General features: G+C 43.9%; 15 protein-coding genes and 1 pseudogene. 8 read left to right on the top strand and 8 right to left on the bottom strand.

Features of this window, described 5'->3' with window-relative positions; genetic code table 11:
• Window positions 1-118: 118 nt before the first annotated feature.
• From JMX03_RS07325 to recD, 3 genes are all read left to right on the top strand, one after another.
• Complete coding sequence (locus tag JMX03_RS07325; RefSeq protein WP_201595702.1) at window positions 119-4627, top strand: exodeoxyribonuclease V subunit gamma; 4509 nt, start codon at window positions 119-121, stop codon at window positions 4625-4627.
• An 84-nt stretch (window positions 4628-4711) separates the two neighbouring features.
• Window positions 4712-9283, top strand: a complete 4572-nt coding sequence (locus JMX03_RS07320; protein WP_201595699.1) for a UvrD-helicase domain-containing protein — start codon at window positions 4712-4714, stop codon at window positions 9281-9283.
• 101 nt (window positions 9284-9384) lie between these two features.
• A complete protein-coding gene (gene recD / locus JMX03_RS07315) occupies window positions 9385-11592 on the top strand; it encodes an exodeoxyribonuclease V subunit alpha (RefSeq protein ID WP_201595696.1) in 2208 nt (735 codons plus the stop codon).
• Between the two features lie 99 nt (window positions 11593-11691).
• On the opposite strand, the gene JMX03_RS07310 is transcribed toward recD, so the two are convergent.
• The gene (locus tag JMX03_RS07310; protein ID WP_201595692.1) at window positions 11692-12255 is read right to left on the bottom strand and encodes a hypoxanthine-guanine phosphoribosyltransferase; all 564 of its coding nucleotides are present in this window, start codon (window positions 12253-12255) and stop codon (window positions 11692-11694) included.
• 108 nt (window positions 12256-12363) lie between these two features.
• On the bottom strand, window positions 12364-13044 hold the full coding sequence (locus JMX03_RS07305) for a hypothetical protein (protein ID WP_201574729.1): 681 nt from the start codon (window positions 13042-13044) through the stop codon (window positions 12364-12366).
• A 499-nt stretch (window positions 13045-13543) separates the two neighbouring features.
• On the opposite strand from JMX03_RS07305, the gene JMX03_RS07300 reads away from it, so the two are divergent.
• From JMX03_RS07300 to JMX03_RS07285, 4 genes and pseudogenes are all read left to right on the top strand, one after another.
• Window positions 13544-15223, top strand: coding sequence for a carbon starvation CstA family protein (locus JMX03_RS07300; protein ID WP_201595689.1), 1680 nt, complete (start codon window positions 13544-13546; stop codon window positions 15221-15223).
• A gap of 227 nt (window positions 15224-15450) precedes the next feature.
• Window positions 15451-16198, top strand: a pseudogene (locus JMX03_RS07295) (IS5 family transposase).
• Window positions 16199-16238: 40 nt separating this feature from the next.
• Window positions 16239-16514: a cory-CC-star protein gene (locus JMX03_RS07290; protein ID WP_201595686.1), complete on the top strand. Its 276-nt coding sequence runs from the start codon at window positions 16239-16241 to the stop codon at window positions 16512-16514.
• Window positions 16515-16571: 57 nt separating this feature from the next.
• Complete coding sequence (locus JMX03_RS07285; protein ID WP_201595683.1) at window positions 16572-17567, top strand: ArsA family ATPase; 996 nt, start codon at window positions 16572-16574, stop codon at window positions 17565-17567.
• An 82-nt stretch (window positions 17568-17649) separates the two neighbouring features.
• On the opposite strand, the gene JMX03_RS07280 is transcribed toward JMX03_RS07285, so the two are convergent.
• The 3 genes from JMX03_RS07280 to tnpB all read right to left on the bottom strand — a co-directional run bounded on the left by JMX03_RS07280 (window position 17650) and on the right by tnpB (window position 22475).
• Entirely contained in the window at window positions 17650-19350 is a 1701-nt protein-coding gene (locus tag JMX03_RS07280; protein WP_201595680.1) for a DUF3482 domain-containing protein, read from the bottom strand.
• A gap of 258 nt (window positions 19351-19608) precedes the next feature.
• Window positions 19609-21003 carry a DUF2868 domain-containing protein gene (locus JMX03_RS07275; protein ID WP_201595677.1) on the bottom strand — a complete coding sequence of 465 codons (1395 nt, stop codon included), beginning with the start codon at window positions 21001-21003 and terminating at the stop codon, window positions 19609-19611.
• Window positions 21004-21326: 323 nt separating this feature from the next.
• Window positions 21327-22475, bottom strand: coding sequence for an IS200/IS605 family element RNA-guided endonuclease TnpB (gene tnpB, locus JMX03_RS07270; protein WP_201595674.1), 1149 nt, complete (start codon window positions 22473-22475; stop codon window positions 21327-21329).
• Window positions 22476-22642: 167 nt separating this feature from the next.
• Here tnpB and JMX03_RS07265 point away from each other — a divergent pair, with 167 nt between their 5' ends.
• The gene (locus JMX03_RS07265; RefSeq protein ID WP_201595670.1) at window positions 22643-23407 is read left to right on the top strand and encodes an SDR family oxidoreductase; all 765 of its coding nucleotides are present in this window, start codon (window positions 22643-22645) and stop codon (window positions 23405-23407) included.
• 103 nt (window positions 23408-23510) lie between these two features.
• On the opposite strand, the gene JMX03_RS07260 is transcribed toward JMX03_RS07265, so the two are convergent.
• The 3 genes from JMX03_RS07260 to JMX03_RS07250 form a co-directional block, all read right to left on the bottom strand.
• Window positions 23511-25016, bottom strand: coding sequence for a bifunctional 2-methylcitrate dehydratase/aconitate hydratase (locus tag JMX03_RS07260; RefSeq protein WP_320158301.1), 1506 nt, complete (start codon window positions 25014-25016; stop codon window positions 23511-23513).
• Window positions 25017-25220: 204 nt separating this feature from the next.
• Window positions 25221-25829: a GNAT family N-acetyltransferase gene (locus JMX03_RS07255; RefSeq protein ID WP_201595667.1), complete on the bottom strand. Its 609-nt coding sequence runs from the start codon at window positions 25827-25829 to the stop codon at window positions 25221-25223.
• A gap of 152 nt (window positions 25830-25981) precedes the next feature.
• On the bottom strand, window positions 25982-26416 hold the full coding sequence (locus JMX03_RS07250; RefSeq protein WP_201574737.1) for a hypothetical protein: 435 nt from the start codon (window positions 26414-26416) through the stop codon (window positions 25982-25984).
• Window positions 26417-26468: the final 52 nt, after the last annotated feature.

Raw genomic sequence — 26468 nt, 5'->3', positions numbered from 1 at the left:
CTTATTTTATTTGGTTCCATTTAAACCTTTTTAGCTAAAAGCTTATGGTCTATATTTTTATTTAGCGGTCAGTTTTTTGCATGTTTTTCATCTTATTATCATAATTAGAATACAACCTATGTTTAAAATCATTCAGTCCCACCGTACCGAGCTGTTGGTTGAGCAGTTGTTAGTTGCCTATAAGTCCAAAAACCAACCCGTCTTTGAGAAGTTTGTGGTCATCGTGCAATCCATGGTGCTTGGTGATTGGCTAGATAAGTCTATTGCAAGTCAAGCGGGTATCAGTACCTTAGTGACGACGACTTTTTGGGGTCAGTATCAGTGGACGTTGATGCAAGATGTGTTGAGCCGTCACAATGCCTATTTGCTAGAACAAAACCCTAATGCGGCCACACTGAATGTACCTGAGGTGGCAGTGTTGTCGCCAACGGTGATGCAGTGGCGCTTGTTTGGGTATTTGACTTATTATCAAGAAGCCATTGTCGCTGATGAAAAACATCCCGTTCATCCACTGCTAGCATCTTTGATTGATGAGCCGCAAGAAGAAGTGCAGCAGGATAAGGCACAGCAAGACGCGCGCATTTGGCAGCTGGCAAGTGATTTGGCGAGGGTGTTTAACCGCTATTTAACCCACCGTGAGGACTGGCTAGATCTCTGGTCGCATGATAAACCGCTGACTGTAGAGGCGCTGATCGCTGAAAAGGATGCTCTGTCCCTGCGCTTCGATAAGTATGCGCGAGGCACCCCTGAATGGTTGGTGGCGCACTATGTAGAGTTAGGGGTCGCGCAGCGTTTCTTATGGTCGCATTTGTTTGCCGATGTGCATCAGCACCGGGTGGCACTTGAGGATACTTTTTGGTCAGCGCTAAAAAGCAACAAGGCGAATGAGCGTGCTCAACTGCCCAAAGTTCTGCGCATTTTTACCATTCAGCAATTGCCACAAACCGAGCTCGACTTTTTACAGCGCTTGTCACAATACATGGATATCACACTGCTGCACTACAACCCATCCAAGCTGTTTTGGGCGGATATTGTTGATAAATCATGGCTACAGCGTCAACAGATCATTAACCCTGAAAGCGTGTTTCTGCGTGATTATGGGCACAGTTTGCTATCACGTTTGGGCAAACAGTCGCGTGATACTTTTGCCATGCTTGCTAATTTATCGGGTAATGAGCAATACCAAGACGCACTCGTTGAGTGGCAGGACATCTTTAATGAGGGCGATGATAGCAATGATGGCTTGAGCGACGAGTTCAGTATTGATTTTGATGATAGTGCGCAACAGCTGCAAAAGAGCGTAAGCTTATTGAGACGTTTACAAAATGATGTGTTGATGCTCGATGAGCAGTCTACCCAGCAAGCGACCGCGGCCAAAGTATCGCAAGCAGTCAGTAAACAACTAGAGACCGGCTCTGATCAAGATGAGCAAGAGACGCCGTGGTATGACGATGAAGCATTAGAGAATAAACGCTTTGAGAAGGAGCGTTTTTGGGCAATGTCTGCACAAGATAATAGCCTAAGTATTCATTCATGCCATAGTTTGCAGCGTCAACTTGAAGTACTGCGTATTATGATTGGGCGCTGGTTGAATGAGCCATTAAAACCTGGTAAGAAAAAACGCCATATATCCGATATTGTCGTGTTGCTGCCCGATGTTGAGCGTCACCATGCGCTGATCAGCTCTATTTTCGTCAGTGGTAAAGGTCAAGACGGTTTGACCTTGCCTGCAAAGGTAACTGGTGTGGTCGATGCAGATATTCGTCAGCTATGGGAAGCCATCATTGGTTTTTATAAGCTGTTAGGCAGTCATAGTGCCCGCTTTGAAGCCGCCGAGGTGCTTGATTGGCTAATGCTGCCACCGCTGCATGAAAGTTTTGGCTTAACCCATGATCAGATGAGCCGTGGCTGTGATTTACTGGTAGAGGCAGGCTTTATTCGCGGCTTTGATGAATGGCATCTGAAACAAACCCTAGATAGCAACGATTATGACTACCGATTTACCTTTGCTCAAGCGTTAGATAGATTAACCTTGGGTCTCGTGATGCCAGAGGCCAGTTTAAGCGATTGCTTATATCCTTTGGCACAGGAAGAGTGGCCAAGCACTGCCTTGCCGGAAATGAGTTTGCCGCTGCCGCAAGTGAGCCTAAATGATGCGATAATTATTGAAGCGCTTTGTCGTATTTATGCCGGTTTGACTGCGCGCCGTGATGATCATACACAAAAACTAAAAGCGGAAGATTGGCTTGATCAGATTGAGAAACAAGTCATTCATCGCTACTTTAGTGATGTCGATCAAACGCGTACGATGCGCGCCATCTATAACGCTATGAATGGCTTTAAATCAAGCCTGAGGGCCAATCGTCACTATAGACAGTACGCCAGTAGCGATAGTGTCAGTAATGCTAACAAAAAAGAAGTAGAGCAAAGGCTGGCAGGCGTTGAGCAGTTGCCATTAAAGCTGAATTTTATGCTGGACAGTATTGAAGCAGAGCTTGAGAGTCAGCAGGTCAGTGCCGAGCCGACTGGGGTGATTACCTTTGGTCGATTTGGGGCGCTCAGAAATGTGCCTTTTGATTTGGTGGTGATGCTCAATATGGATCTGTCTGAATTTCCTGGGCGTGATCTTGATAATCGCTATGATTTGATGAAAGCCACCAATGCCCGCCGCGGTGATAGAGTCAGTGAAGATGATGATAATGGTGCATTTTTAGATGCCTTGCTGTGTGCGCGCAGTGCTTGCTGGATATTTTATAACGGTCAAAGTCTGTTGGATACCCACGAGCACCTGCCAGCCAACCCAGTTAGTGAGCTATTACAATTTTTGCAAGGTGAGGTGCAGTGGCAGGTCAACTCGCTTGAAGCGTTAGACACATTACCTGAGAATGTTGATTCTACCACCGAGAGCCTTAAGCGTTATTTACCTAAATTGATTAAACAGTGGCTGCTGACTGAGCATCCGGCACTGCCGTTTCATGAGAGTTTGTTTGAAACAGACATTGAAGACGCAGATGTTTGTGAGCAAGCGTCTGACACTCCTAAGCTCAATTTGAATGAAAGCACAGCTATGCACACTGAAAATGATATTCAAGACAACAGACTTATTGATAATGCAGATGAGTTAGATGTTCTTTTGAATACAGCCATGCGCAGAACCAAGCTTGCGCAAAAACGTCAGTTTCCTCCGGCGCCGCTTTGGCAAGCAGTGTTTAATACCTTAAAGGGCAGAGCATTTAGTGAGCATGCCGAACTGGTTAGCTTGCCTACCAAAGCACAGTACGAATCAATTGCTCAGCTGCTTGGTCAATCTCTAGGTCAGTTAGGACAAGTAGACAATCAAACCTTAGATGTAATAGCTGAGATGTTGTCACTAGACGCAACAGCTGTATTCAATGATTCTGGTGAGGTTAATGACCTTACTAAAAAGGCACTTTCCGAAACTGTATTTAATATTGGAGAGATAGACGTTGAAGGGGTATTGACCTATCAAGTGCGCCATCCTGCCAAGGCATTTTTGCGTACTCAAAAGGTGCATGTGGTGCAGGGTGAGGAAGCGATGGCACATCAAGAGCCACTATTCCTAGACAATCTAACGACTTATCAGATAAAAGAGTATCTGATTAACGAGCTGGCGAGCGATGCAGTAAATAATAGTACCGACAGCACCGCCACGCAAGACAGTCCAATCTTGATGTATCAAAAAATCATGCCAGCAGGTGTGGCGCGCCAAACGACCTTGCCCAATCAAAAACAAAAACTGCAGCAGCAATGTCAGGAATTTAAAGAACAGCTAGTTGCTAATGGCTTGGATGATGCCCAGATATTAGAGGCAAGCGAGATAGGTGGTTTGCAGCTACTGACCCCAACCACCGAGCATCCCGTTCAGCTAGAGTTGGCGGCTGTATTAAATCATGCTAATAATGCGCCATTACTGAAGCTATTACCCCAATTCATTAAGATAAGAGGCTCAGTACCGATATTAGTAAAAACATCAGTGCTAATAGATGCCAATCACCATCGCGCTAATCTACAGGCTGGCGTGTCCTATGCCGAGCAATCCCCCAAGCAGTGGTTAAACATACTGCCCAATTCTGCTAGTCCCAAACATTTAATCAAGTTTTGGTTGTCGCATCTGTATTGGCAAGTTGCCAGACGTACCACTGCTGAGCAAGTGGCTCTAAATGATGGCGTGAGTATTTGGCGCTTTAACAAGTCCAACTCGCAAATTGGTAAATATAAAGATGTAATTGCATTTAAGTTAAGCCCAATTGTGTATGAAGATGCCGCAGTTGAGCTGATAAAGTGGGCGATATTTGGCAAGCTAGTCGGTCAAGTGCCGATTACCTTATTGCCAGAATATGCGCTCAGTTATCTTGATAAGTGTGCAAAAGCGGCAGAGAGTGAAGATGAGAGCGGCAGCTATTGGCCAAAACGCGCAGACTTCTCAGATTGGCTAAGACCCAACTATCATATAGATACGGTATACGATACCTGCTCGCAGCATGCCATTTGGCAATACTTACTGCGTGATCAAGACGCATTTAAAGCCCTATCAGCAGCATTAACGACGTTAGCACAGCCGCTGTATGAGCCAATGTTCACAGCGCTAGTTGGTCTAGATAGTTAGCAGGCTAGCTGATTACTTAAAACTGTTTAAAACGGTTCGTTTTTTGCCCTTTGGCTTAATTAATAATAAAAAGTGTACGCCCCTATGACAGAATTTACCGCCACCACTCACATGATGGACATTTCTACCCAGCCACACGCATCTGATACATATCAGGGTATGACTGACAGTGAGGTTGCGAATCACGACATGATTAAGCCTAAGAATAAGGTGGATGTGATACCAGCGGTTGATGTTGCATTGACGGGTCGGCATCTTATCGAAGCGTCAGCTGGTACTGGTAAAACGTGGACACTAACTGGCATTGTACTGCGTCTGTTGATTGAGGCACGGCGTGCACCAGAGCAAATCATTGCGACGACCTTTACTCGCGCTGCGGCTGCTGAGATGCGTCAGCGCATTCATGATCGTTTGGTGGATTTCTATCAGCTGCTGCAATGGGTGAATAGCCTGAGTGCTGACCGCGCTAATAAAGAGAGTTTGTATCCACATATATTACAGGTGACACCTGATAATGATAAGCAAGCAGTCAATAGCTCAAATACGGATTCAAACGCTGAAATAGATGCAGATGAACTAAATCAAGACTTTGTTTATAACAACGTTCATGACAAAAAAGCCGCTGTTGAAAAGCGCGCACAAGCAAAAAAAGATCGTGAGGATTGGTTGGTCGCGCAGGCTAAATATGCGCGCTTAGATGACATCATGCAAGACCCTATTAATCTGCATTTGGTCGGCTACTTGCTTGACCATGTATACAGCTATCCCATGACGGAAGCCATTCGACGTACGGCGTTGGTATTAACCACCTTGGATAAGCTGTTTGTCGGTACCCTCGATAGCTTGGCGCAAAAATGGTTGAAGGAATACAGTAGCGAGACCGGTCATCAGCAAGGGATGGCTATTATTGAAGACAGCAGCATTGAGCAAGTGACGGACAGTATTGTTCATGATGAGCTGCGTCAGTTTCAAAGTAGGCTGTATCACGAGCAACCTAAATTGTATGCATTGATGGATCAGCAAGGTAAGCTGACGGCGGTGGGCGATCATAAAAACTATGTAACTCGGTCGCTGAATTTTATTTCTGCGCCAATTGATGAAGTTGTGAGCAGTGATTTTTCTTTTGAGGGTTACGAGCGGCTTATCCATAGTATCATTGAGCGCAGCGATGAGCTTGATGCTTTCTTTAAGCCTGACGGCGAATATTATGAAGTTCCCAAAGGACAGTTGCAGAATAACAGAGAGTCTTGGCCGAAAATCGTTCAAGTGTTAGAAGAGTCTGGTCCAGCTGCTTATAATTTCATATCAGACAAAAAAACTTATACTGGAAAGTTAATTGAAGCGTTTCAGAAAACTGATGATATAGGCAAACAGTTCTACAAGCCAAAAGATGGTGAAAGAGTTAATTTGATATTTAATGAGTTGCAGGTGGTTCGTGACTTTAAACGGTATATTGAAGAAAGCAAAAAGCTCGATGAATACGTTATTACTATTTTAGCCAATCTCAATCGCCATATCGTGTTGGCGGTACGTGACAGGCTACCGGTTATATTAGAAGAGCGCGGTGAAACCACCTTTAGCTTGCAGATGGTGCGTTTAAACCAAGCATTAACGGGTCGGCAAGGAGAGAAGCTGGCACGTTATATTCGTCATCACTATCCAGTGGCATTGATTGATGAGTCGCAGGATATCAATGGCGAGCAAGCCACTATGATTGAAAGCATCTATTTGCCAACAAATAAACGTAAACCGTCGGCTAATGACAAGCAGGCTACGGGTGATAAAGCGAGCAATAAAACCAACCATGAGTTTTTGTTGTTGGTAGGCGATCCTAAGCAGGCCATTTATGGGTTTCGCGGCGGTGATGTCGCCAACTACAATTATATGAAAGCTCAGTTTGAAAAAAGCAGCCTATGGACGCTCGATGTTAATCGTCGTTCAAACGCCAGTGTGATTAATGCCCTAAACTGTTGGTTCGGTATGCCTGCGCCAGTGACTCAAGAGAATAGGCTGGCACAGTTAGGTAGTGGTATTTATTACCAGCACATTAAAGCTGAAAAGCAAGAAAATCAGCTGTCTTGGTTTAATGATTCAAACATACTAAGTAGCGAGTTAGTAAATGACGTACTCTCTGCTCAGCCAGTGAGTGTGTTGCACCTACCTTATGATAAGGACAAGGAGCTTGAGTACGATGAACATGAAATCACAGCGCGTCATATTGCGACCTTACTCAGCAGTGATCAGACATTAAAAGGCAAGCCGATTCAGCCGAGCGATATCGGTGTGCTGGCACGTGCCAAAAAAGATTTAAAACAAGTAGAAGATGAGCTTGTCAAGCTTGGTGTGCCAACCTTGACCACCAGTGATGTGAGTATATTTGAAACCATTATGGCAGAGGATGTGGCAGCGCTGCTAAGTGCCATGCTATACCCGTATCGTCATGATATGATCAATCGGGTGCTGACTAGTCATTTATATGGCCTGAGCATCAGGGATGTCAAAGTCATGATGATTGACCATGAGGCAGGAGCTGTAGATTTAAATAGCGCTAATACAAAAGCCATCGACAATAAGAAAAGCTATCAAGACTTTATTAGCTATTTAAAAGAAGGTGCCCAGCGTTGGCAGCACTTTGGCGTATTATCGGCCATGCATTACTTGTTAGATCAAAGCCCTGTGCAGCCGCAAGGCGTTTGGCAAGCATTAGCCGCGCATCCAGAAGGCGATCGTCATATTATGGATTTGCGTCATGTAATGGATATATTAGCGCAGTATGGTATCGGCATGGGTGAGTACGAGCTGCTGGCCTGGTTTAGACAAAACATAGATAGCGCGCCTAGCAGCGATTGGGCCAAGCAGTATCCGTTACCGACAGAATCTGGCGTGCAGCTAATGACCATTCATAAATCAAAGGGGTTTGAGTTTCCTATTGTCTATGTGCTGGGTATGGGTGATGCCAGTAGGAAGTCAGGTAATAAAGAAGACTATGGGTTGTATCTCTACAACGCGCAACAAAACCCTACCCAACAAGATGCTACTCAACAAAGTCAGTTAGCGTTGGCGCAGCAATCGACAGGCAATCAGCGCCGATTCTCTCCTGTACAAGGCTCTGCGACCACAAAGGGTTACTATACCGATATTGAAACGCAGGAGGGCTTCGAGGAGCTGCGCCGGCTTGGTTATGTGGCCTTTACGCGCGCCAGTGAACAGCTTTATGTGGTACTGCGAGATCCCCACAACAAAACAGGGTTTGAATTAAAGCCGGTGTTCTATTGGTTTGAGTCACCAGAGCCAAAATTTGAATTGCCAGATAGATTCAAAGGCACCATAGGTATGATAAGAGGGCATAAGGTCAATGAGTTCTATAATGATAACTGTGCTGCTGCTAAAGCAGGCAAATTAACAGAAAGTGGATCGCCCGATTTTATTACGCCCAAAACCGAACCTATTGAGTATGATGATTTTTCAGAAGTTATGAAAATCAATTACTTTTACGGTTGGGCTAAGACCAGTTTTACCGCCTTAGCCCGTCAGCTAGATGAGTCAACGCAGACAATGGCTGTGATGGATGAGCGTATTGATGATGCGATAGATATTGATGTTGATATTGATATCAATATCACCGAAACGTCAGTTTCACCGTCACTGGGTGGTCATGCATCAGATAGTCATGACGCTGCCGCGCAAGTCGATCAGGCAAGTCCCAAGTTAGAGGATGATATTCGTTTTACCTTTGTGAAAGGTGCCAATGCGGGTACATTTTTGCATGAGATATTTGAAAAAATTGATTTTAATAATAAATCCCAGTGGTCTCAGGTTATCGATAGAGCTATTAGTAGCTATCAGCTGCCGTTGGTGTATAGCAGTACTGAAACCCAAAGCCGTCGATTACAAGCGAAGAAGCAAGAGCAAGGCGATAGTTCTTCATTAAATACTGATTCATTGGATTCGGACTCGATAGATGCTAGCAAGCATGCAGCTCTCATTGGCTGGATTGAAGAGGTGCTACATACGCCGCTATTAGCGTCTGATCAGCCGTTACGCTCTATCGATGCAAGTCAGAGGTTCGCTGAATTAGAGTTCAATATGGGACTGTCAGAGCGTTTTAAAGCACAAGATATTAATAGACTCTTTCAACAGTACCTGCCTAATGAAACCGACAAACATGTTAATCTTGTCCCGCAAAACAAAGCGCATTTATATCGTTATTTACGTGGTGAAATCGATTTGGTGTATGAGCATGCTGGCAAGTATTATGTCGTCGATTATAAAAGTAACTTTTTAGGAAATAGCCTAAGCGATTATAACGAAGCTACGCTCAAGCAAGCGATGTCCAAAGCAGGGTATTGGTTGCAAGCAGCCATTTATCAAGTGGCATTGCATCGGTTTTTGTCGATGCGAATTGCTGATTATGTAGGCAATGAAGCTAAGTATTTGGGCGCGGTGGAGTATGTCTTTTTACGAGGCGTATATGATCCAACCTCTCAGTTGGTGACTAAAGCAAAAGAGGCGAATGTACTGAGTGGCGGCGACTCAATAGCCAGTGAGACAATGCATGACAAACCAACAAACAGGGCCCGCTATGGACTGGTGACGTGGGATATTCCTATTGATTTTATTAAGGCCTTAGATGCATTGTTTGGCATGCCCAGTTAGCAGGGTACATAAAATGAATGCAATTACGAATTTGATGCAACAAATTACTGTAGCGATTAATCCTATAAGTATAGAGAAAAACAGACCATGAGTAATAATTTATGAATAATAATAAGAGCAGCGCTGCTATTAGCTTACAAGAAAGCTGGGCCAGCAACATCAGTGATTATATTTTGCTGCGCCGTCAGCAAACGCATTTAGCGTATAACGTGACCGATGCCAAGCTTAATACTGGTAGTGAAAAAATAGACAGAACACCAGACAGCGGTTTATTTGCAGCCTTATTTACTATGTTAGCCGCGCATTTAGAAGAGGGGCATACTGTACTCACCATTCAGGAAACTGAGCACGAAGTACCGCTCAGCGGTCATATCAATGACGAAGTGGTGACACTATATGCTTGGCAACAGCAGCTGTTAGAGATGCTAGCAATGCCGCTTATTGCCTTGAATGACACTCAAATAGAGGTTCAGTCAGAGGTGGATATTACGGCTGAGGTATCAATATTCGTACTGCTAGAGAACTTGTTTGCTAAGCAAGACCAGCTATGGGCGCAGCTGGCACTCAGTAATCATGAAAAAGAGATCTTGGTTAAAAGGCTTGATACAGTAGCGGCACTCTACCAATTATTGAAAAATAGTAACTTAACGTTTTTTTCTAAGTTAATCGATGAGCACACTTTGTTCGCTGACGTTAATGCTAATACAAACCAGAATGAAAATATAAATAGCCTAAGCAAGAATAATCAACCTATCGTTTATCAGCTTGTAAATAACAAAAAGGCTGATAAACAAAACGCAGCAATCACTTTTTGGTTACACAGAGCTTGGCAAGCAGAATTTAACTTAGCCGCGCGCATCAACACTATTTTAGAGCAGCAGGTGACACCGCTAGAGATTGCAATACCCAAAAACCTTCACGAACATCAGATAAAGGCAATTAATGTCGCCAACAACAACGCCTTTAGTATTATTACTGGTGGACCAGGTACGGGGAAGACCTACACCGTTGCTCAGCTAGTGATTGCACTGCAACAGGCAACAGAGAGTGGGGCAGATGCGTCTAAAAGCATTAGGTTTAGCACTGACAGTGCCAGCTTGGCATTAGCAGCACCAACTGGTAAAGCTGCACAGCGGATGCAAGAGTCTCTGCAGGCGGCGTTGGACGCAGCAGATGTTGAGCTACAGTTGCAAGAAGCAAAAACCATTCATCGCTTGTTAGGTATCGGTCGGACGGGCAGACCGCGTTACGATGCCAATAATCCACTTGGCGAAGATATTATCATCGTCGATGAGGCATCGATGCTAGGGGTTGAGCTGGCGAACTATCTTGTGAGTGCGGAAAAGCCTGGCGCAAGGCTCATATTGTTAGGAGATGCGAACCAATTGGCAGCTGTAGATGCAGGGGCGGTACTGGCTGACTTGTGCCGTATTCCGCGGTTAGAGCCTATCCATGCAGAGCTAACAGAGAGCCGCCGATTTACAGCAGATTCGGGTATTGGCAAGCTTGCTTATCAAATCAATAAGGCAAAGACAGATACTCATGCTATTTGGCAGTTGTTAAAGCATGATAAGGCACTGAGTCTTCAATATGTGAATAGCATCAACCCCTTACAAACAGAAGCTTCTCTAAATAATAAGAGAGAAAATAGCCTAAGCAAAAATAAAAATATCTCAAACCTCACTTCAAATTACCGTTCTTACATAAACGAAATCACAACATTACTAAAGAATCCAATGGAAAAATCCATACCAGAATCAGTTAAAAATACTATTGCTTCATTAATGGAAACCTTTAATCAGTTCAGGGTGTTAACTGCCGGCCACAATGGCGAGTGGGGCGACCATTATATTAATAATTACTTTACTCAATGGCATCTGACTGAGCTTAAGCTACCACTGGGTCAAAACACATGGTTTCATGGTCGTCCCGTTATGGTCCTTCAAAACAACTATGAGCTAGGATTATTTAATGGCGATATTGGTTTTTGTTTGCAGACTGGTGATAATCATAGTCGACTCGAAGTGTTTTTTGAAAATAAGAAGCAGGGGATAGCCGTCAATCTTCTTAATGAAGAGGTGATCGCCACAGCCTATGCGATGACTATTCACAAATCGCAAGGGTCTGAGTTTGATCATGTGGCCATTACTTTTGATAATAGTCATGCAAGATTGCTGAGTAAAGAACTTATTTATACCGCTGTGACTCGTGCCAAAAAACAGGTAACCATATATAGTACGAAATCCGCTTTGGAAAAGGCCGTCCAAACACCTACTGAGCGCCATACGGGTTTGGCATTGCAATTTTAATTGCCACTGACTACAATCAAAGCAATAAGCAATAAAAAAGCATCCAGTCGGATGCTTTTTTATTATGCGATACATTCAAAACACTCAACCAAAGAATGACTAGATTTTGTCTTCTTTAATAGCGTAGATACCAGGCAGATGACGCAAGTAACCATGGAAATCCATACCACAGCCATAAACATAACGATCATCAACATTGATACCCACAAAATCAACATCAAAGTCTGCAACTTTGCGATCATGCTCTTTATTGAGTAATACGCAACATTCAATCGATAAGGGTTTTTCTTTACCTAATTCTTCAACAATGGCTTTTAAAGTAATACCTTCGTCAAAAATATCATCGATTAATAAAACGTGTTCGCCTTCGATACTTACGTCAGGCTTAAATTTCCAATCAAGCTCATTGGTACCCGCATTATCACGATAGCGTGATGCATGGATATAATGCATGCGATGGTAAAAGGTTAGATGAGTCAATAGTTGACCGGCTGGGATAAGGCCACCATTCATAACCACCATCACAATAGGATTGAGACCGGCATAATGTAGATTGAGCTGGGCGGCCAAGCGCTCATAAGCAGCGGCTACTTCAATGCTACTGATAAGACACTCTGAATTACGCAGGGTTTTTTCTATCTCTTGATTACTGATTTGAGTCATGAATTGCGCCTTCGGTGAAAACCGCTTATTTTAGCAAATTTTAGTGAATTTGCCCAATACCAACTGCTCTTTAAGCAAAGTAAATTACTACAGAGAGAGACTGGGTAATTAGTTGGTTGATTCGTCTGCTATCTCAACAAAAAATGGCTGATAAAAACGTGCCAAACGCTTGAGCCCAGCATCGGGTAGCTGCGGCAGTAGCTTATTCAGCGCCATACTCAATCCTTTATCAATAGCGGCTTTTGCTACTGGAATCGATTTACGTTTGATCATACCCAGTTTTAGAGTTTCAGTGAATCGGGTAAGAAAGTGGGTAAGAGAGTCTTCGTTGATGGTTTCCAGTGCCTTTTCAAAAGCCGGCTTATCGACCACTTCAAGTTTGACAGCTTCAAAGCCTTTGATAATAGTCTGTGCTGACTCCTCAGACAACTCATAGCCTACGCGGCGTATGCCATCATTATCTATAAACATTGTCTGATCTTTCAAAAAATTAAAACTGGGTAGAATATCTTCGTTTTCGTCTTTACCAAGTAGTACATTTAACAGCGTTTCTGTAGTGCGCTCTATGGTACCGACAATTTTTTTCATAGCGGCTTGACGTTCAGAGTTTGGAATGACGTCAATCAGGCCGACAAGTAAATTATCAATCAGTTCGCGAGCAATTTGTTGGGTAAGCTCGTTACGATACGGATAATACTCCGTTTGTGCATTTGATGTGATGACATGCTCAGCTTCATCAATCATCTGGTTTAATTTGTCTGAGGGTATAAATCCAAAATAGTATGTCATGCCAGCCCTTTAATTCATTAAAATCTATTAACTGTGGTTTAGTATTCAAGTTACGAGCACGTGTTAATGGTGACGTGTTAGATGTGGCCTTATTATAACCAAATAGTCACCACAAAAAATGTTAAAACGTAGCCTTACTTAAGTGCTTAGGGGGTTGTGTTTTGTATCAAAAAGATATAAGCCCAATATTTGAATGTTCAGCAGATTCTAAGCTTGTATTTTTTATAGCGATGGCTTTGTTACAGCATTCATTCTTTATAGATAATAAAGGTTACATATTATAAGGGATAAGCTACAATTGACTCGAGGTTCAAATTAACAAACGTTTACCTTTAACGGAAAGTAGTACATTTAATAACCGTTATGAATGATTATAAGCACAGTGAAATGATGATTGTTAAGTACTTACTTTATGCTCGCACTAATATGAAGTAAGGATAAATATAAAAGTATAAAATGAGATGGATTGTCCGTCGCCACTTGTCTAAGGAGAGATAAGATGAATAGTGCCATTGTATTATTACTTGGGATTGCCGCTATGCTCTGCGGCTACTTTTTTTACTCGAAGTTCATTGCGACTAAGATTTTGGCATTAGATAATAGTCGCCCCACTCCAGCCCATACCATGAAAGACGGTGTGGACTATATACCCACCAATAAATATGTCCTCTGGGGGCATCACTTTACCTCTGTCGCTGGTGCGGCTCCCATTATCGGTCCAGCCATTGCTGTTATTTGGGGGTGGGTACCAGCGGTACTCTGGGTAGTCTTTGGTACGATATTCATGGCAGGGGTCCATGATATGTCAGCCATTTGGGCAAGTATGCGTAATCGTGGTCAATCCATTGGCTCTATTGCGGGCACAGTGATGGGTACCCGCGTCCGCAGCCTCATGATGGTGGTTATATTTTTATTATTACTCATGGTCAACGCCGTATTCGGTGTCGCCATCGCCAATATGCTGATTAAAACCCCATCAGCGGTACTGCCAGTGTGGGGTGCGTTGATTGTTGCCTTTATCATTGGTCAATGTATTTATCGCTATAACATGAGCCTAGTATGGGTTTCTATCATTGGGGTAACGGCATTATACGGATTGATTTATTTTGGGCCTATGTTCCCAGTCGTGTTACCTGAGACTCTTTTTGGTTTACCAGACAACGCTATTTGGATCATCATTCTATTCACCTATGCTGCAATTGCATCGCTACTACCAGTATGGATGCTATTGCAACCACGTGACTATATCAATGGACTGCAGTTATTCGTTGGTTTGATTCTACTGTATGCTGCCATCTTTATCTCAACACCCGATATTGTCGCGCCAGCCATTAATACTGATTTACCGATAGGTACACCATCAATCATGCCGCTGCTCTTTGTCACCATTGCTTGCGGGGCTATCTCAGGTTTCCACGGTCTGGTGGCAACGGGTACAACGTCCAAGCAAATTGACAAAGAAGAAGATGCGCGATTTGTTGGATATTTCGGAGCGCTTGGTGAAGGGATGTTGGCGCTAGGGGCTATTTTGGCTGCCACTGCAGGCTTTGCTACTCTTGGGGATTGGCAAGCAGTCTATCAAAAGTTTGGTGACGGCTCTATCGGTGCCTTTATTGATGGCGGTGCTGCTATCTTGAACGCAGGCGTTGGTATAGAAATGGTATTATCCCAAACCATGCTTACAGTCATGGCGGCTTTGTTTGCTGGTACGACAATGGATACAGGCGTGCGTTTGCAACGTTATATTTTCCAAGAGTTTGGAGAGTTCTATAACTTGCCAATATTGACCAAAGGTGTGGTTGCCACTTTGTTAGCCGTGGGAACTTGTTTGCTATTAGCATTCGGTGCCGGCGGTATTGATGGCTCAGGCGGTATGATTATCTGGCCACTATTCGGTACGACCAACCAGCTAATGGCGGCGCTCACGCTGATGATCGTGACAGTTATCTTACTGCGTAACGGCAAGACGGTTTGGTATACCTTAGCGCCACTGTCGTTCTTATTAGTGATGACCATCTTTGCCTTGCTGATTCAGTTAAAAACCTTCTACGTAGATGGTAACTGGTTGCTTATCATCATGGATCTCATCATCTTGATTGCCACAATCTTAGTGACTTTTGAGAGTTTCTCTGTCTTACGCCGTGAGTGGTCATCACATAAAGGCAAAGATAAAGCGTGATGTGTACGTATAGCTGTTCATGACGACAGTAATCTTCAAGATAGTATTAGAGAAAAAAACGCTAGCAGCAATTGCTGGCGTTTTTATGTTTTAAGATAGTGTAGGGTGTGGTTAGCGCAGCGTAACCCACCACTTAATGGTAATATCTAGGGCGTGTCATCAATTAGCATAGATATTTCAGAATAAGCTATACTTAGATCGTATTTAGGAATTTGAGCTCAATGACTATGACAAGACGACATGCCCTACGTGATGACCAATGGGAGAGAATTAAAGACATTCTACCTGGTAAACCAAGTGACGTTGGTGTTACTGCAAAGGATAACCGCTTGTTCGTAGAAGCGGTTCTGTACCGTTACAAGACCGGCATACCTTGGCGTGACCTACCTGAACGCTTTGGCGACTTCAGAGTGATTCATACTCGTTTTAGTCGCTGGTCAAAAAAAGGCGTATGGGAGCAGGTTTTTAATCAACTCTCTGAACAATCCGATGACGAATATGCCATGCTAGATGCCACGATTGTTAAAGCCCACCAGCACAGTGCTGGAAAAAAGGGATCAAGCCATTGGACGCAGCAAAGGTGGACTGACGACTAAAATACATACTCGAACAGATGCGCTAGGCAATCCTACTGGCTTTTATCTAACAGGTGGGGCAGCTCATGATCTGTGTGGCTCAGATGAATTGCTTGATGTCAGTATTAGCCAAACGTGGCTTGCCGATAAAGCTTACGATGCTGATGCCCGCGTTATTGAACCGATTAAAGCAGTGCAAGGTAATGCAGTTATACCATCTAAGTGTCATCGGCTGCAGCCAAGAGACTTCGATAAAGAGCTTTATAAAGCGAGGCACCTAATAGAGAACTTCTTTGCCAAGATTAAGCAGTATCGTGCGATTGCCACTCGCTATGATAAGTTAGCCAGTCATTTCCTTAGTGCCATTCACTTAGTTTCTTGTGTCGTTTGGCTTAATTGATGACACGCCCTAAATAAGTTCTTAAGATTAAGGCAGAACTATGGACGATAAAAAAAACGACCAGCCCTTATGGCAAAGGTTCCTTGCAGGGCTTAATGAGTTTTATCATGCTCCGTATCGACAAACGATGGCGCGGGCAGCACGTGATGAAGAAGATCTCTTTATGCTCATGATGTTTGCAGAGAGCCTCGGCATTGATAATCCCGCCAGTTTTTATACCCTGGAGCTGCAACCGCTGTTTTTGGAAAACTTTCATGAATGGCATACACGTATGGGGATGGAGAAATGTCCCTTTGATCATATTGGCTGTTGCTAGTTAGTGTAAGCTATTGGTTATATTAAGAATATATAAATAGAAAAACGAGAAAACATCATGGCTCTACATCCTTTAAATGCATTGGTCACGCAGCTGGCGACTCAACCGATTATATTTGTCGGTGGTAAGGGCGGTGTGGGCAAAACAACGACAGCGGCAGCGCTTGCCAGCCGCTATGCCGCGCAGCAAAAAAAGACTCTGATTATCTCAACTGATCCCGCGCATAGCTTAGGTGATGTACTTAATATGTCACTAAGTAATGAAAAAACGGCAATTACCCCTTACCTTGATGCGCTTGAGCTCAATCCTGATGTCATCGTTGACGCACATTTCAAGCAAGTTGAGCGTACCATCAAAGGCTACGCCAATCCTGATATGATGCCCAAGATTCGTGAACATTTGCGTCTATCAAAATCAGCCCCAGGGGCACAAGAAGCCGCCATGCTCGAGTCCATGTGTCAGCACTTGGTAGCGGCAGCAGATGCCGGCTATGAGCACATTGTTTTTGATACGGCGCCGACTGGACATACCTTACGTTTATTGGTATTACCAGAGATGATGGGAGCGTGGACAGATGGGTTATTGGCACAACAAAGGCGGCAGGCTAAACTGCGCTCGGTAGCAAGCAGTCTAGATACTGAGAAAAAGGTTGATGTTAGTAATCCTTTCACCAAACACAAACCTGATCGCTGGGAGCAAGCGGTATCGGTACTAGAGAAACGCAAGCAACTGTTTCGTCAGGCAGGAGCACTGCTACATGATCGTGAGAAAACAGCCATTGTATTGGTGATGACTGCCGATGTGTTGCCCTTGGCCGAAACCAAACGTGCCATACAGCAGTTAGAAGAGACCACGCTCACGCCAGCAGCAATTGTCGTCAATCAACTGATAACGCCTATGCAGACGGATGGGTTTTGGCGCAAACGTGCCGATAGGCAGCAGCAGCTCATGAATGAGATTGAAAGCAGCTTTGCAGATTATCCAGTATATCCAATCTATTTACAGCAGACAGACGTGCGCGGAACTGAAGCTTTGAGTAAGTTATTAAGCTAAGTCTGACCGTAAGCCTAGTTCAACTTAATATGGACTTTCGTATAGACTATACCGAATACAATAAAAAATTAAGAAAAACCAATCATTCACGATCAAGATTATGCGACTGTAACTTAGCTGAAAGCGACCATGCAGCGTCAATTCGTAAACTTTCGGCTTGTTCTGACTTGCCACTACTGAGCGATGACCATTGCGGCTTGCCACGAGCCTTTTTTAGCTCGCTTGGCAATTTATGTGTCGGCCAAGGGGTAATCGGGTTGCTCTCATCATCAACAAGCTCACTGTCATCCGTTGTTATTTTTTCTTTAGCATACTGCTCTTTAGCATATAGCAGCTGCGTGGCATCAGTGGCAGCATGACCACGATGGCGCAAGGCTACCAGTAAGTCCATAGCTCGGGTCGCAAGCAAGGTTAAGGTGGCGGGGTCGATATACAAACGCTTTACGCCAATTATCTTATCGGCAATACTACCAGTATTAGATAACAGTCCACCTGCGATACCGCCCAATGCTGCACCCAACCCTAATGTAGTACCTAATGCGGCCGCATCAATACCCAAACCTAGTAACGCGCCAGCGGCTGCACCTGAAGTGGTACGAATACCATAGCTTTTGAGCAATTCAGGATCAAATGGGTCTTGTTGGTAAGCTTGCAACTCAAGCGGAGTCGCTGCTACCGCATTATCATAAAACTTATAAAGATTTAATAGCTTATGCTGCATGCTACGCTCGCTCTGGCGTACGGCTTCTTGCATTTGCTGCAACACTGGTAGTGGGTCATCGTCTTCGTTAATCTCATGCACAAAGGCTGCGACATTTAATAAAAAATCAGCGATGATGATATTTGCCTCTTCATAAAGACGTGCCCAATTCTCCGTACGGCGCTGCATCAGTTGTTCAAGCATTTCCGCATGAGTCAGCATCGTAGCAAGACTCTGCCAAAGTCGCATTTCATCTGCAAACTCAAAAGCCACCGAGTCAAAACGAGTAGAAATATGCAAGTTTCGACGTGCCAGCATGGTTTGCCATTCGTCAATATTGGCGTCTTGGCTATCAGTAAAGTTAAACACTGGCATCACAGGAATCGCTGCCCACGATAAAATGCTTAACTCGTCTTTATACTTACCGAGTACAGGCTCACGCGCATCTACTACATAAATGGCCATATCAATTGCCAGCAGCTGACGAATAACCTTAGCTTCTTGACTATAGTCCTCGCTGCTATCTAAAGCATCACCTTGAGCAACATCTGCCGCCAAAAACTGTTGCAGACGCTCAATCCCATCGCGGCGACTGGCAGTATTGTCTTCTAGCCAATCCATCAAGCCAGAAGCGTCTTCTAAGCCAGGCGTATCGTATAGAATCACTAACACTTCGCCTGTTTGGTTATCTGTCAGCTGTGCACTCTCTACATGACGGGTCGTGGCAGCCTCGTCTTTGACTTCTCCAAAATAGACATCACGTAGTAGGGTACGTAATATCGATGTCTTACCCGTATTGGTATGACCAACGACCGCCAGTTTTAGCGGCTCATCACTGGCGATTGTGGTTTTGTTGGCTGTAGGGCGCTCAGACAATTCAGGTGCTATTGTTGACAGCGGCGTGTTACTAGCTGAAAGAGACTCATCAGCAGGATAGATAGAGTTGCTGATCTTTTGCTCTTTATTGATATCAATAGGCTTATTAATTTCAGTAGGCTGTGATATATCAGGCTCTGGAGGATAGGCCTTGTCTGCAAAAAGGCCTTTGGGCTGAGTATTAGAATTATTATTGTCGTGGTTCATATTAGGATCTTATTTTTAATGTTAATAGCTGACTCTCAACTTAGTGTGAGTTATCGTAGGCTGTGGCTTTAGCCCAGCTTAAACCTTTGCGAAAGCAAAATGCTGGGCTAAAGCCACAGCCTACGTGAAGACAGTTAAGAAGAAGATTTTAATAGCTATATTATTCAATTGTCTATCCAAGTTTACAACAAACACAGTTAAGGTGAATATAGCTATCAAGTAATAACTGACTCAGTCAGTAGTCGATGACTAACACTGCTAACTGTTAGCTATCAAGCCAATCTTTCGGGCGGCTAGTGCCGTTTGCCATTGTTGATAACGGACAGCTTGAGGGTTTTTTGGATCATTAGCGTTTGTCGTAGATGTCGGGATGGTATCGGTATCAGTGCTTTCGTTATTTAACAATTGCACAATCAGACCGTGTTTTGCGGCGTTGGCAATACGATCAAGCTTACGCAGCGTACCGCGATCAGGCAGTGCTTGACTATGAATACCCAATAATACCTGTACTGGATGCTGCTCTAGATAAGTAGTCAGACGATCCATATCATCACGATCATCAACGATGCCAAAGTTTTCAATGTCATTGATGTCATTATCAGGGGCGTCGATTCCTACTTGCCACCAGTTATCCTGCTCTGAAGGATACTCAAGTAAGGCAACCAACTTCTTGCCTGCACTCACAGTCGCTTTTGGTGCTACCGGAGCGGGTGCTTCTTTAAAGTCATCAGCATCAACTACTTGCCGCTGCCAAAAGTTCAAAATCTTTTGATAGTAGGGTAGTTTGATATCCAAACGCATTTTTTTGCGGCGGAACATCAACGCACAAAATGCCCACGCTATTGCACGGGGCACGATACCATACATAAGCAAGCTGCCGATTAACAAGCTTGCCCATTGCCGTGCAACAGATAATGGCATAGCATCTGTGACCAGTCGACTTTGTACAATAGCTGCGCTGTCTGGCACATCAAAACCGACCATACTTGGTAGCCAACCAAGTACATTGGTTAAGCCAATCAGCGCTTGATCTGATAATAACGTCGACTCCCAACTAAAACTATACTGACGTACAATTAATAAAAAGATGATGGCAAACATCATTCCTGTCAAGGTAGCTAGCCATAACTGGTGGCTAAAACGACCTAGATACCAACGCATACCGCTGTGCTGCAGTTGACGCTCGTATAAGTCGACTGCCGCCTTGGTGACATCGTCCTTACCTCGTATCAAATAACTTGGGCTAACAAAGTTTGCAAACCAACTAGGAGACTGACGACCTTGATTGATCAAGGCCATGACCAGCCAGCCGCCAAGCATAATGGTATGAAAGCCTAGCAAGCAAACCAGCACATAAAAGAAATTAACAACATTGGACTGCAATAAAGTAAATAGCCCTAAAAATCCTGACACGCACCACACGATACTCATGATGACCATGATGCCTTTGATACGGCCATCGATTTTACCCAGCACCCGCGCAAGATTGCCATTACTGTCTATACGTGATGCACGTCGATGCAACTTTTGCATAGGCTTGCCGTCTTCTGCCTGCATTTTTTCAGTCACAAGCAATGGATCAGTAGTAAAGACATGCTGCTGGGTCTCAAGCGAGCGTACCAGTTCAGTGAGTTGATCTTGTGGTGATAGCATGATGGGGTGATATCCCTGTAAATAATACAAATATTAAGTCGTGCAAATAAATAGTCATTCAAATGTATTGTAGCGCATTTGGAAATAGTATTATTTAGGATTGTCCATACTTAATCCATGCGTATTTTCCTAGAAACAATAGCTATACCTTGGCAACTGCTCAGCTAATAATAAATTGTCTCTAATTATCTGCCATACAGTATGCTATGTTAAAGCTAACAATAGCGTTTATAATGAACTACCCACTACCTAAAGAGGTAAGGGTTTCTTAGGTAATACCCATACTTGATACGATGTTTTGTATCAGCGGTTAGGCAAATGGACTAAGCTAACCCCGTCGCACCGACGGTTTTGAGTGTTGCCAGTCTCAAACCCTCATTGAGGATATTGATACTGGCGTTGATGTCTCTATCATTGTCCTGCAGACAGTCTGGACAATTCCATGATCTCACCTGTAATGGTAGCTCAGCTTTAGTCAGTAAGTGCCCACAGCCTGAGCAGGTCTTAGAAGATGGATACCATCGGTCTATTTTGACAAGCTTTTTGCCGTACCAGTCCGCTTTATAAGCCAGCATGGTAGTAAAGGCTGACCATGAGCTGTCTGATATGGCTTTAGACAACTTTTTGTTCTTAACCATGCTTTTGACGTTTAAGTCCTCTATGGCAATCACATCGTGGTTTTTGATGAGATTGAATGAGAGTTTGTGTAGAAAGTCTTTTCGGCAATTGGTGATACGCTCGTAGACTTTGGCGACTTTGATTTTTTGCTTTTGATAGTTGCGACTGTCTGATAATTTGCGATTGGCGGCTTTAGCACCCTCTCGTCGTTTGGCTAAAATTTTTTGTTCTCGCGTAAGCTGAGCTTGTAGCTTTGCTAGAAACTTAAGATTAGCCACTTTTGTGCCGTCTGATAAGACGATAAAGTCGGTTAAGCCTAAATCAATACCTACTTTTGAGTGTGTTTTAGTGAATGGTTCGACAACCGTTTCAACCAATAAGCTGGCATAGTACTTGCCTGATGGAGTTTTGCTGATGGTGGTACTTTTGATTAGGCCATTAATAATACTTGGGAATTTGGCTTTAATATGACCAATTTTAGGTAGTTTGACGGTGTTGTTTGTGACCGCTACTGTGCCTTTTTGGTTGTTGGTGGTGTAGCTGTCGCGGTGTCCTTTTTTTTTGAATTTTGGGAAGCCAAAACCTTTGAAGAATTTACTATAAGCGGCTCTAAGATTTTGCTGGACGTTAGCCAGTGCAAAGCTATCGACTTCTTTTAGCCAGTCAAATTCTTTTTTATATTGCGCAGGAGTGTTTTTAAGCTCGGTCTTGGTGCTTTTATAATGCTCAATCTTGTCACTAAGCATCCTATTCCAGATAAAGCGTGTGCAGCCGAATGATTTGGCAAAGAATATTTGCTGTTCTTCATTGGGGTACAGCCTGACTTTATGGGCTTTTAGGATTTGCTTGGTCATAAGGAGCTTGTCGTTAATTGGCGTTATAATTATTAATTATAATACCATAGGGAGTAAGGGTAGTTATCAATAACGCATTCATACCACTACTTTAGAAGTAGGGGAGTTCTGCGCTGAAATGTTAAAATGATACCTAAAAGGAATAAAACTGAAAAGGAATGTGCCATATGGACAATAAAACCTATCTTATCATCGGCGGAACTGGCGGCATTGGTCAGGCTATGGTTCAGCAGCTGGTAACAGCGACGGCTAATGAGCAAGATGACAACAATCGCATTCAAGTATTTGCCACTTACCATAGAAGCGTGCCTGATTTTGAGGCGGATAATCTGTATTGGCTGCAAATGGATGTCAGCGATGAGAGCAGCATCAAGCAAGCTGCCGACGATATTAAGCAGCAAAGTACCCATCTTGACTGGGTCATTAACTGTGTGGGGCTACTGCATACTGAATCTGCCCAGCCAGAAAAGGCACTTCGGCAGGTGGAAACGGATTTCTTTTTACAAAACATGCAAATCAATGCATTAGCAGGGTTGCTCATAGCCAAGCACATCAGACCACTGCTCGCAAAAGCAGAGCGCAGTGCTGACAAACCTGCGATTTTTGCGACCATATCAGCTCGTGTGGGCAGTATCAGTGACAATCAATTGGGCGGCTGGTATAGCTATCGAATGAGTAAGGCGGCGCTGAATATGGGTATGAAAAACTTAAGTATAGAATGGGCACGCTCACTCAAAGACGTGTGCATAGTGGTAATGCAACCAGGTACGGTCAATACGCAGCTGTCGGCACCGTTTCAAGGTAATGTCGCGGATGGGCAGTTGTTCTCGCCAGCCTACAGCGCAGAATGCCTACTGGAAGTGCTATCAGGTATGAGTGCTGATAAGTCAGGCAGTTTTATCGATTGGGCAGGGGAGTCAATCCCGTGGTAAATTAGAGCTTGGAAAAATCAAAAAGGGTGTGTTGTAGATTAAATCCATAACACACCCTTTTAATTTATAGACATTTAATGCATAAAACCTAGTTATTCATCGGCTAATTAATAACAAACAAGTCCATAAACTCATGCACTGGCGTCTGTTCCAGTCGGGCTTGATCAGCGCACAGCTCAACGATCTCGTCACAACGACTCTCGACAAAGCGGGTGGCAAGGCTAGCCATAAACTTCGCTTCTAAGATAGGAATGCCTGCTTCGCGGCGGCGTTTGTGCCCGAGGGGGTATTCCACGGCGACTTTGTCAGTGCTGCTGCCATCTTTAAAGAAAATTTGGATGGCGTTGGCGATAGAGCGTTTGCTTGGATCATGATAGTCTTTTGAGTAATCTTCGTCCTCTACTACGACCATTTTGCGTCGCAGCACATCGATACGTGGATGCTGTTCATGATAATCATCTTCATAGTGCTCTGCCATTAGATCCCCAGTCAACAGTGGTACAGCAACCATATATTGCAGGCAGTGATCACGGTCAGCAGGATTATTAAGCGCTCCTTCTTTGGAGATAATACGAATCGCTGACTCATGGGTGGTCAGGACGATTTTTTCGATATCATCGATTCTATCTTCGATACGTGGATGCAATATCACCGCCGCTTCACAGGCAGTTTGGGCGTGAAACTCAGCGGGGAAGCTAATCTTAAACAAGATGTTTTCCATTACATAACTGCCAAAGTCACGCTGGAAAGTAAAGCGGCGCTCGCTTTCAGGTTTGAGTGCCAGATCTTTATTGGTATGACTAAACAAGACATCATAAAACCCCCACTGCGGGGCGGTTAATGCACCAGGCACTCCCATCTCACCGCGACGGGTAATATCGACCAAACGTACAGCACGGCTGGTTGCGTCACCTGCCGCCCATGATTTACGGCTACCAGCATTGGGCGCATGACGATAGGTGCGTAATGCTTGACCATCGACAAAGGCTTGTGAGATAGCCGCCATGATGCGCTCGCGTGGCAATTCATATAGCTTTGCGACGACAGCGGTTGAGGCCAGCTTAACTAACAGCACATGATCTAGCCCAACGCGGTTGAATGAGTTCTCAAGTGCCATCACACCTTGAATTTCATGCGCCATGATCATGGCCTCAAGCACGTCTCTCATGGTGAGCGCTGCGCGACCTTGGCTGACGTTTTTCTGACTGATATAATCCGCCACTGCCAAAATACCGCCCAAGTTGTCTGAGGGGTGTCCCCATTCGGCAGCAAGCCACGTATCGTTATAGTCAAGCCAGCGCACCATACAGCCGATATCAAAAGCGGCTTTGATGGGATCAAGTCTATGAGAAGTACCAGGGACGCGCGCACCGTTTGGCGTAATCTGATCCGCACAATCAGGGCCTAGATGCTTGGTACATTCAGGGAAGCGTAGTGCCAGTAAACCGCAGCCCAATGTATCCATTAAGCAGTAGCGCGCGGTGTTCCAGGCATCAGCGCTATTTGGAGAGTCGTTATCAATGGAGTAATTGAGCACGTAATCGGCGATTTTTTGAATCTCATCGTCATATTCTGGACGGATATTGCTTTCTACATTGGACATAGTCATTACCTCTTCCTTGAGTTCGCTACTTTTTTGACAATTATTGATCGTCATGATTCAAAAGTAACATACTCAATATGGAACAACAGTGACTTAGTGTATGAGGACTTGGTACTTTATGTGATGATAAATACGCTTTTTTAAAGGAATGTTTTTTGAGTGCTTGATTTTAGGGACTGATTTAAGTACTCAGTAACCCTAAGCAGCTGCTTAAGTCATTAAATAAACCAAACCTGCGATAAACATAAGCCCCAGTACCAACAGCAAAAAGCTCAACAGCTTAGTCACAAATCCTGACCCTTCTGAGCTGACGGCTCTTGGCTTCTTTACTTTGACTTTTTTAAGTATTGGTAAAACCATGACGACATGTTCGATGTTGTCTTCGAGATAATAATCCCCTTCAGGGATGAATCCCAATGATTGATAGAAACTAAGCAAGTAGGTCTGTGCTGAGATAATGATGGGTTTTTTGCCGTATTTTTTGCGGCAGTGTTTGATAGCGTGCGTCATTAGCTGTCGCGCCAAGCCATGACCTCGATAATCACTTAACACCAGCACTCTACCAATGGCAGGCATTGAGTATGATGGATGCTCTAAAGATTTCTTAGGATTGAATTCAGGTCCGATGATGCGGCAATAGCCAACCAGTGCTTGATTTTGATGAGCGATTAGGTGCAAACAATCAAAATCTACCTCATCCATGTCTTGATAAGCACAGTTTTGCTCCACAACAAATACTTGCGAGCGGGCTTTGAGAATATGGTAGAGATCAACTGAGGTTAGCTCATCGAAGGTTTTTATTGAAAATTCACAATTCATAGTGAGGGTTTCTTTATGCCTTAAACGGGTTTGATATGAATTTCTGTCATTATAACAGTTGTCTACTTATTAAAGAAAAAGGGATTAAGAAAGCTGTCTTTCTTAATCCCTTGATGCTGATACCACTACCATTTGATGGTAATAAAATGTCGTTAATTGACCAAACGCATTTTATTTGCTTCTACCGTTTTGGCATAAGGGCTAATGCCTTTATCCATAATCTTGGTGGCCTCTACATCAATGTGCACGCCATAGTCATTAAAGGCGTTGTAATTACCTAATATAAGACGCTGCCAATCACTCATCCATTGTTTGCCCAAGGCAATTTGCGACGCTATGATTTGCGAGTTGATATCGCCTATAGACTCAATAAATGCTTTTTCTTTCTCAGCTACCATGGTGTATATCTCTTCTTGCTGCGCACTAGAATCCATAGGCGTGGTAGCAATCTTCCAGATACGAGTGGCCATTACTTGTGGAATAGCCAAGTACATTTCTAGAGCTTTTTTTTGAAGTCTCAAAGCAGGTGCTGAAAGTGTGGGTATTGTAGTCGGTAATGAAAAGCCAACTGCTGAAAAATCAATCATTTGTGTCTCGTTGTTAGTATGAATAATGGGCATTCTACTCCGATGATGACAA

It is taken from the genome of Psychrobacter fulvigenes, assembly GCF_904846155.1.
Taxonomy (GTDB): domain Bacteria; phylum Pseudomonadota; class Gammaproteobacteria; order Pseudomonadales; family Moraxellaceae; genus Psychrobacter; species Psychrobacter fulvigenes.
Note: the sequence above shows the minus strand (reverse complement) of the source record. Positions and strands in the feature narration are given on the sequence as shown.

Excerpts from the sequence above, each read along its gene's own strand:
- tnpB (WP_201595674.1), bottom strand. The coding sequence starts at position 22,475 with ATGACCAAGCAAATCCTAAAAGCCCATAAAGTCAGGCTGTACCCCAAT.
- JMX03_RS07265 (WP_201595670.1), top strand. The coding sequence starts at position 22,643 with ATGGACAATAAAACCTATCTTATCATCGGCGGAACTGGCGGCATTGGT.
- JMX03_RS07250 (WP_201574737.1), bottom strand. The coding sequence starts at position 26,416 with ATGATTGATTTTTCAGCAGTTGGCTTTTCATTACCGACTACAATACCC.
- JMX03_RS07305 (WP_201574729.1), bottom strand. The coding sequence starts at position 13,044 with ATGACATACTATTTTGGATTTATACCCTCAGACAAATTAAACCAGATG.
- JMX03_RS07290 (WP_201595686.1), top strand. The coding sequence starts at position 16,239 with ATGGACGATAAAAAAAACGACCAGCCCTTATGGCAAAGGTTCCTTGCA.
- JMX03_RS07310 (WP_201595692.1), bottom strand. The coding sequence starts at position 12,255 with ATGACTCAAATCAGTAATCAAGAGATAGAAAAAACCCTGCGTAATTCA.
- recD (WP_201595696.1), top strand. The coding sequence starts at position 9,385 with ATGAATAATAATAAGAGCAGCGCTGCTATTAGCTTACAAGAAAGCTGG.
- JMX03_RS07320 (WP_201595699.1), top strand. The coding sequence starts at position 4,712 with ATGACAGAATTTACCGCCACCACTCACATGATGGACATTTCTACCCAG.
- JMX03_RS07255 (WP_201595667.1), bottom strand. The coding sequence starts at position 25,829 with ATGAATTGTGAATTTTCAATAAAAACCTTCGATGAGCTAACCTCAGTT.
- JMX03_RS07285 (WP_201595683.1), top strand. The coding sequence starts at position 16,572 with ATGGCTCTACATCCTTTAAATGCATTGGTCACGCAGCTGGCGACTCAA.
- JMX03_RS07300 (WP_201595689.1), top strand. The coding sequence starts at position 13,544 with ATGAATAGTGCCATTGTATTATTACTTGGGATTGCCGCTATGCTCTGC.
- JMX03_RS07275 (WP_201595677.1), bottom strand. The coding sequence starts at position 21,003 with ATGCTATCACCACAAGATCAACTCACTGAACTGGTACGCTCGCTTGAG.
- JMX03_RS07325 (WP_201595702.1), top strand. The coding sequence starts at position 119 with ATGTTTAAAATCATTCAGTCCCACCGTACCGAGCTGTTGGTTGAGCAG.
- JMX03_RS07260 (WP_320158301.1), bottom strand. The coding sequence starts at position 25,016 with ATGACTATGTCCAATGTAGAAAGCAATATCCGTCCAGAATATGACGAT.
- JMX03_RS07280 (WP_201595680.1), bottom strand. The coding sequence starts at position 19,350 with ATGAACCACGACAATAATAATTCTAATACTCAGCCCAAAGGCCTTTTT.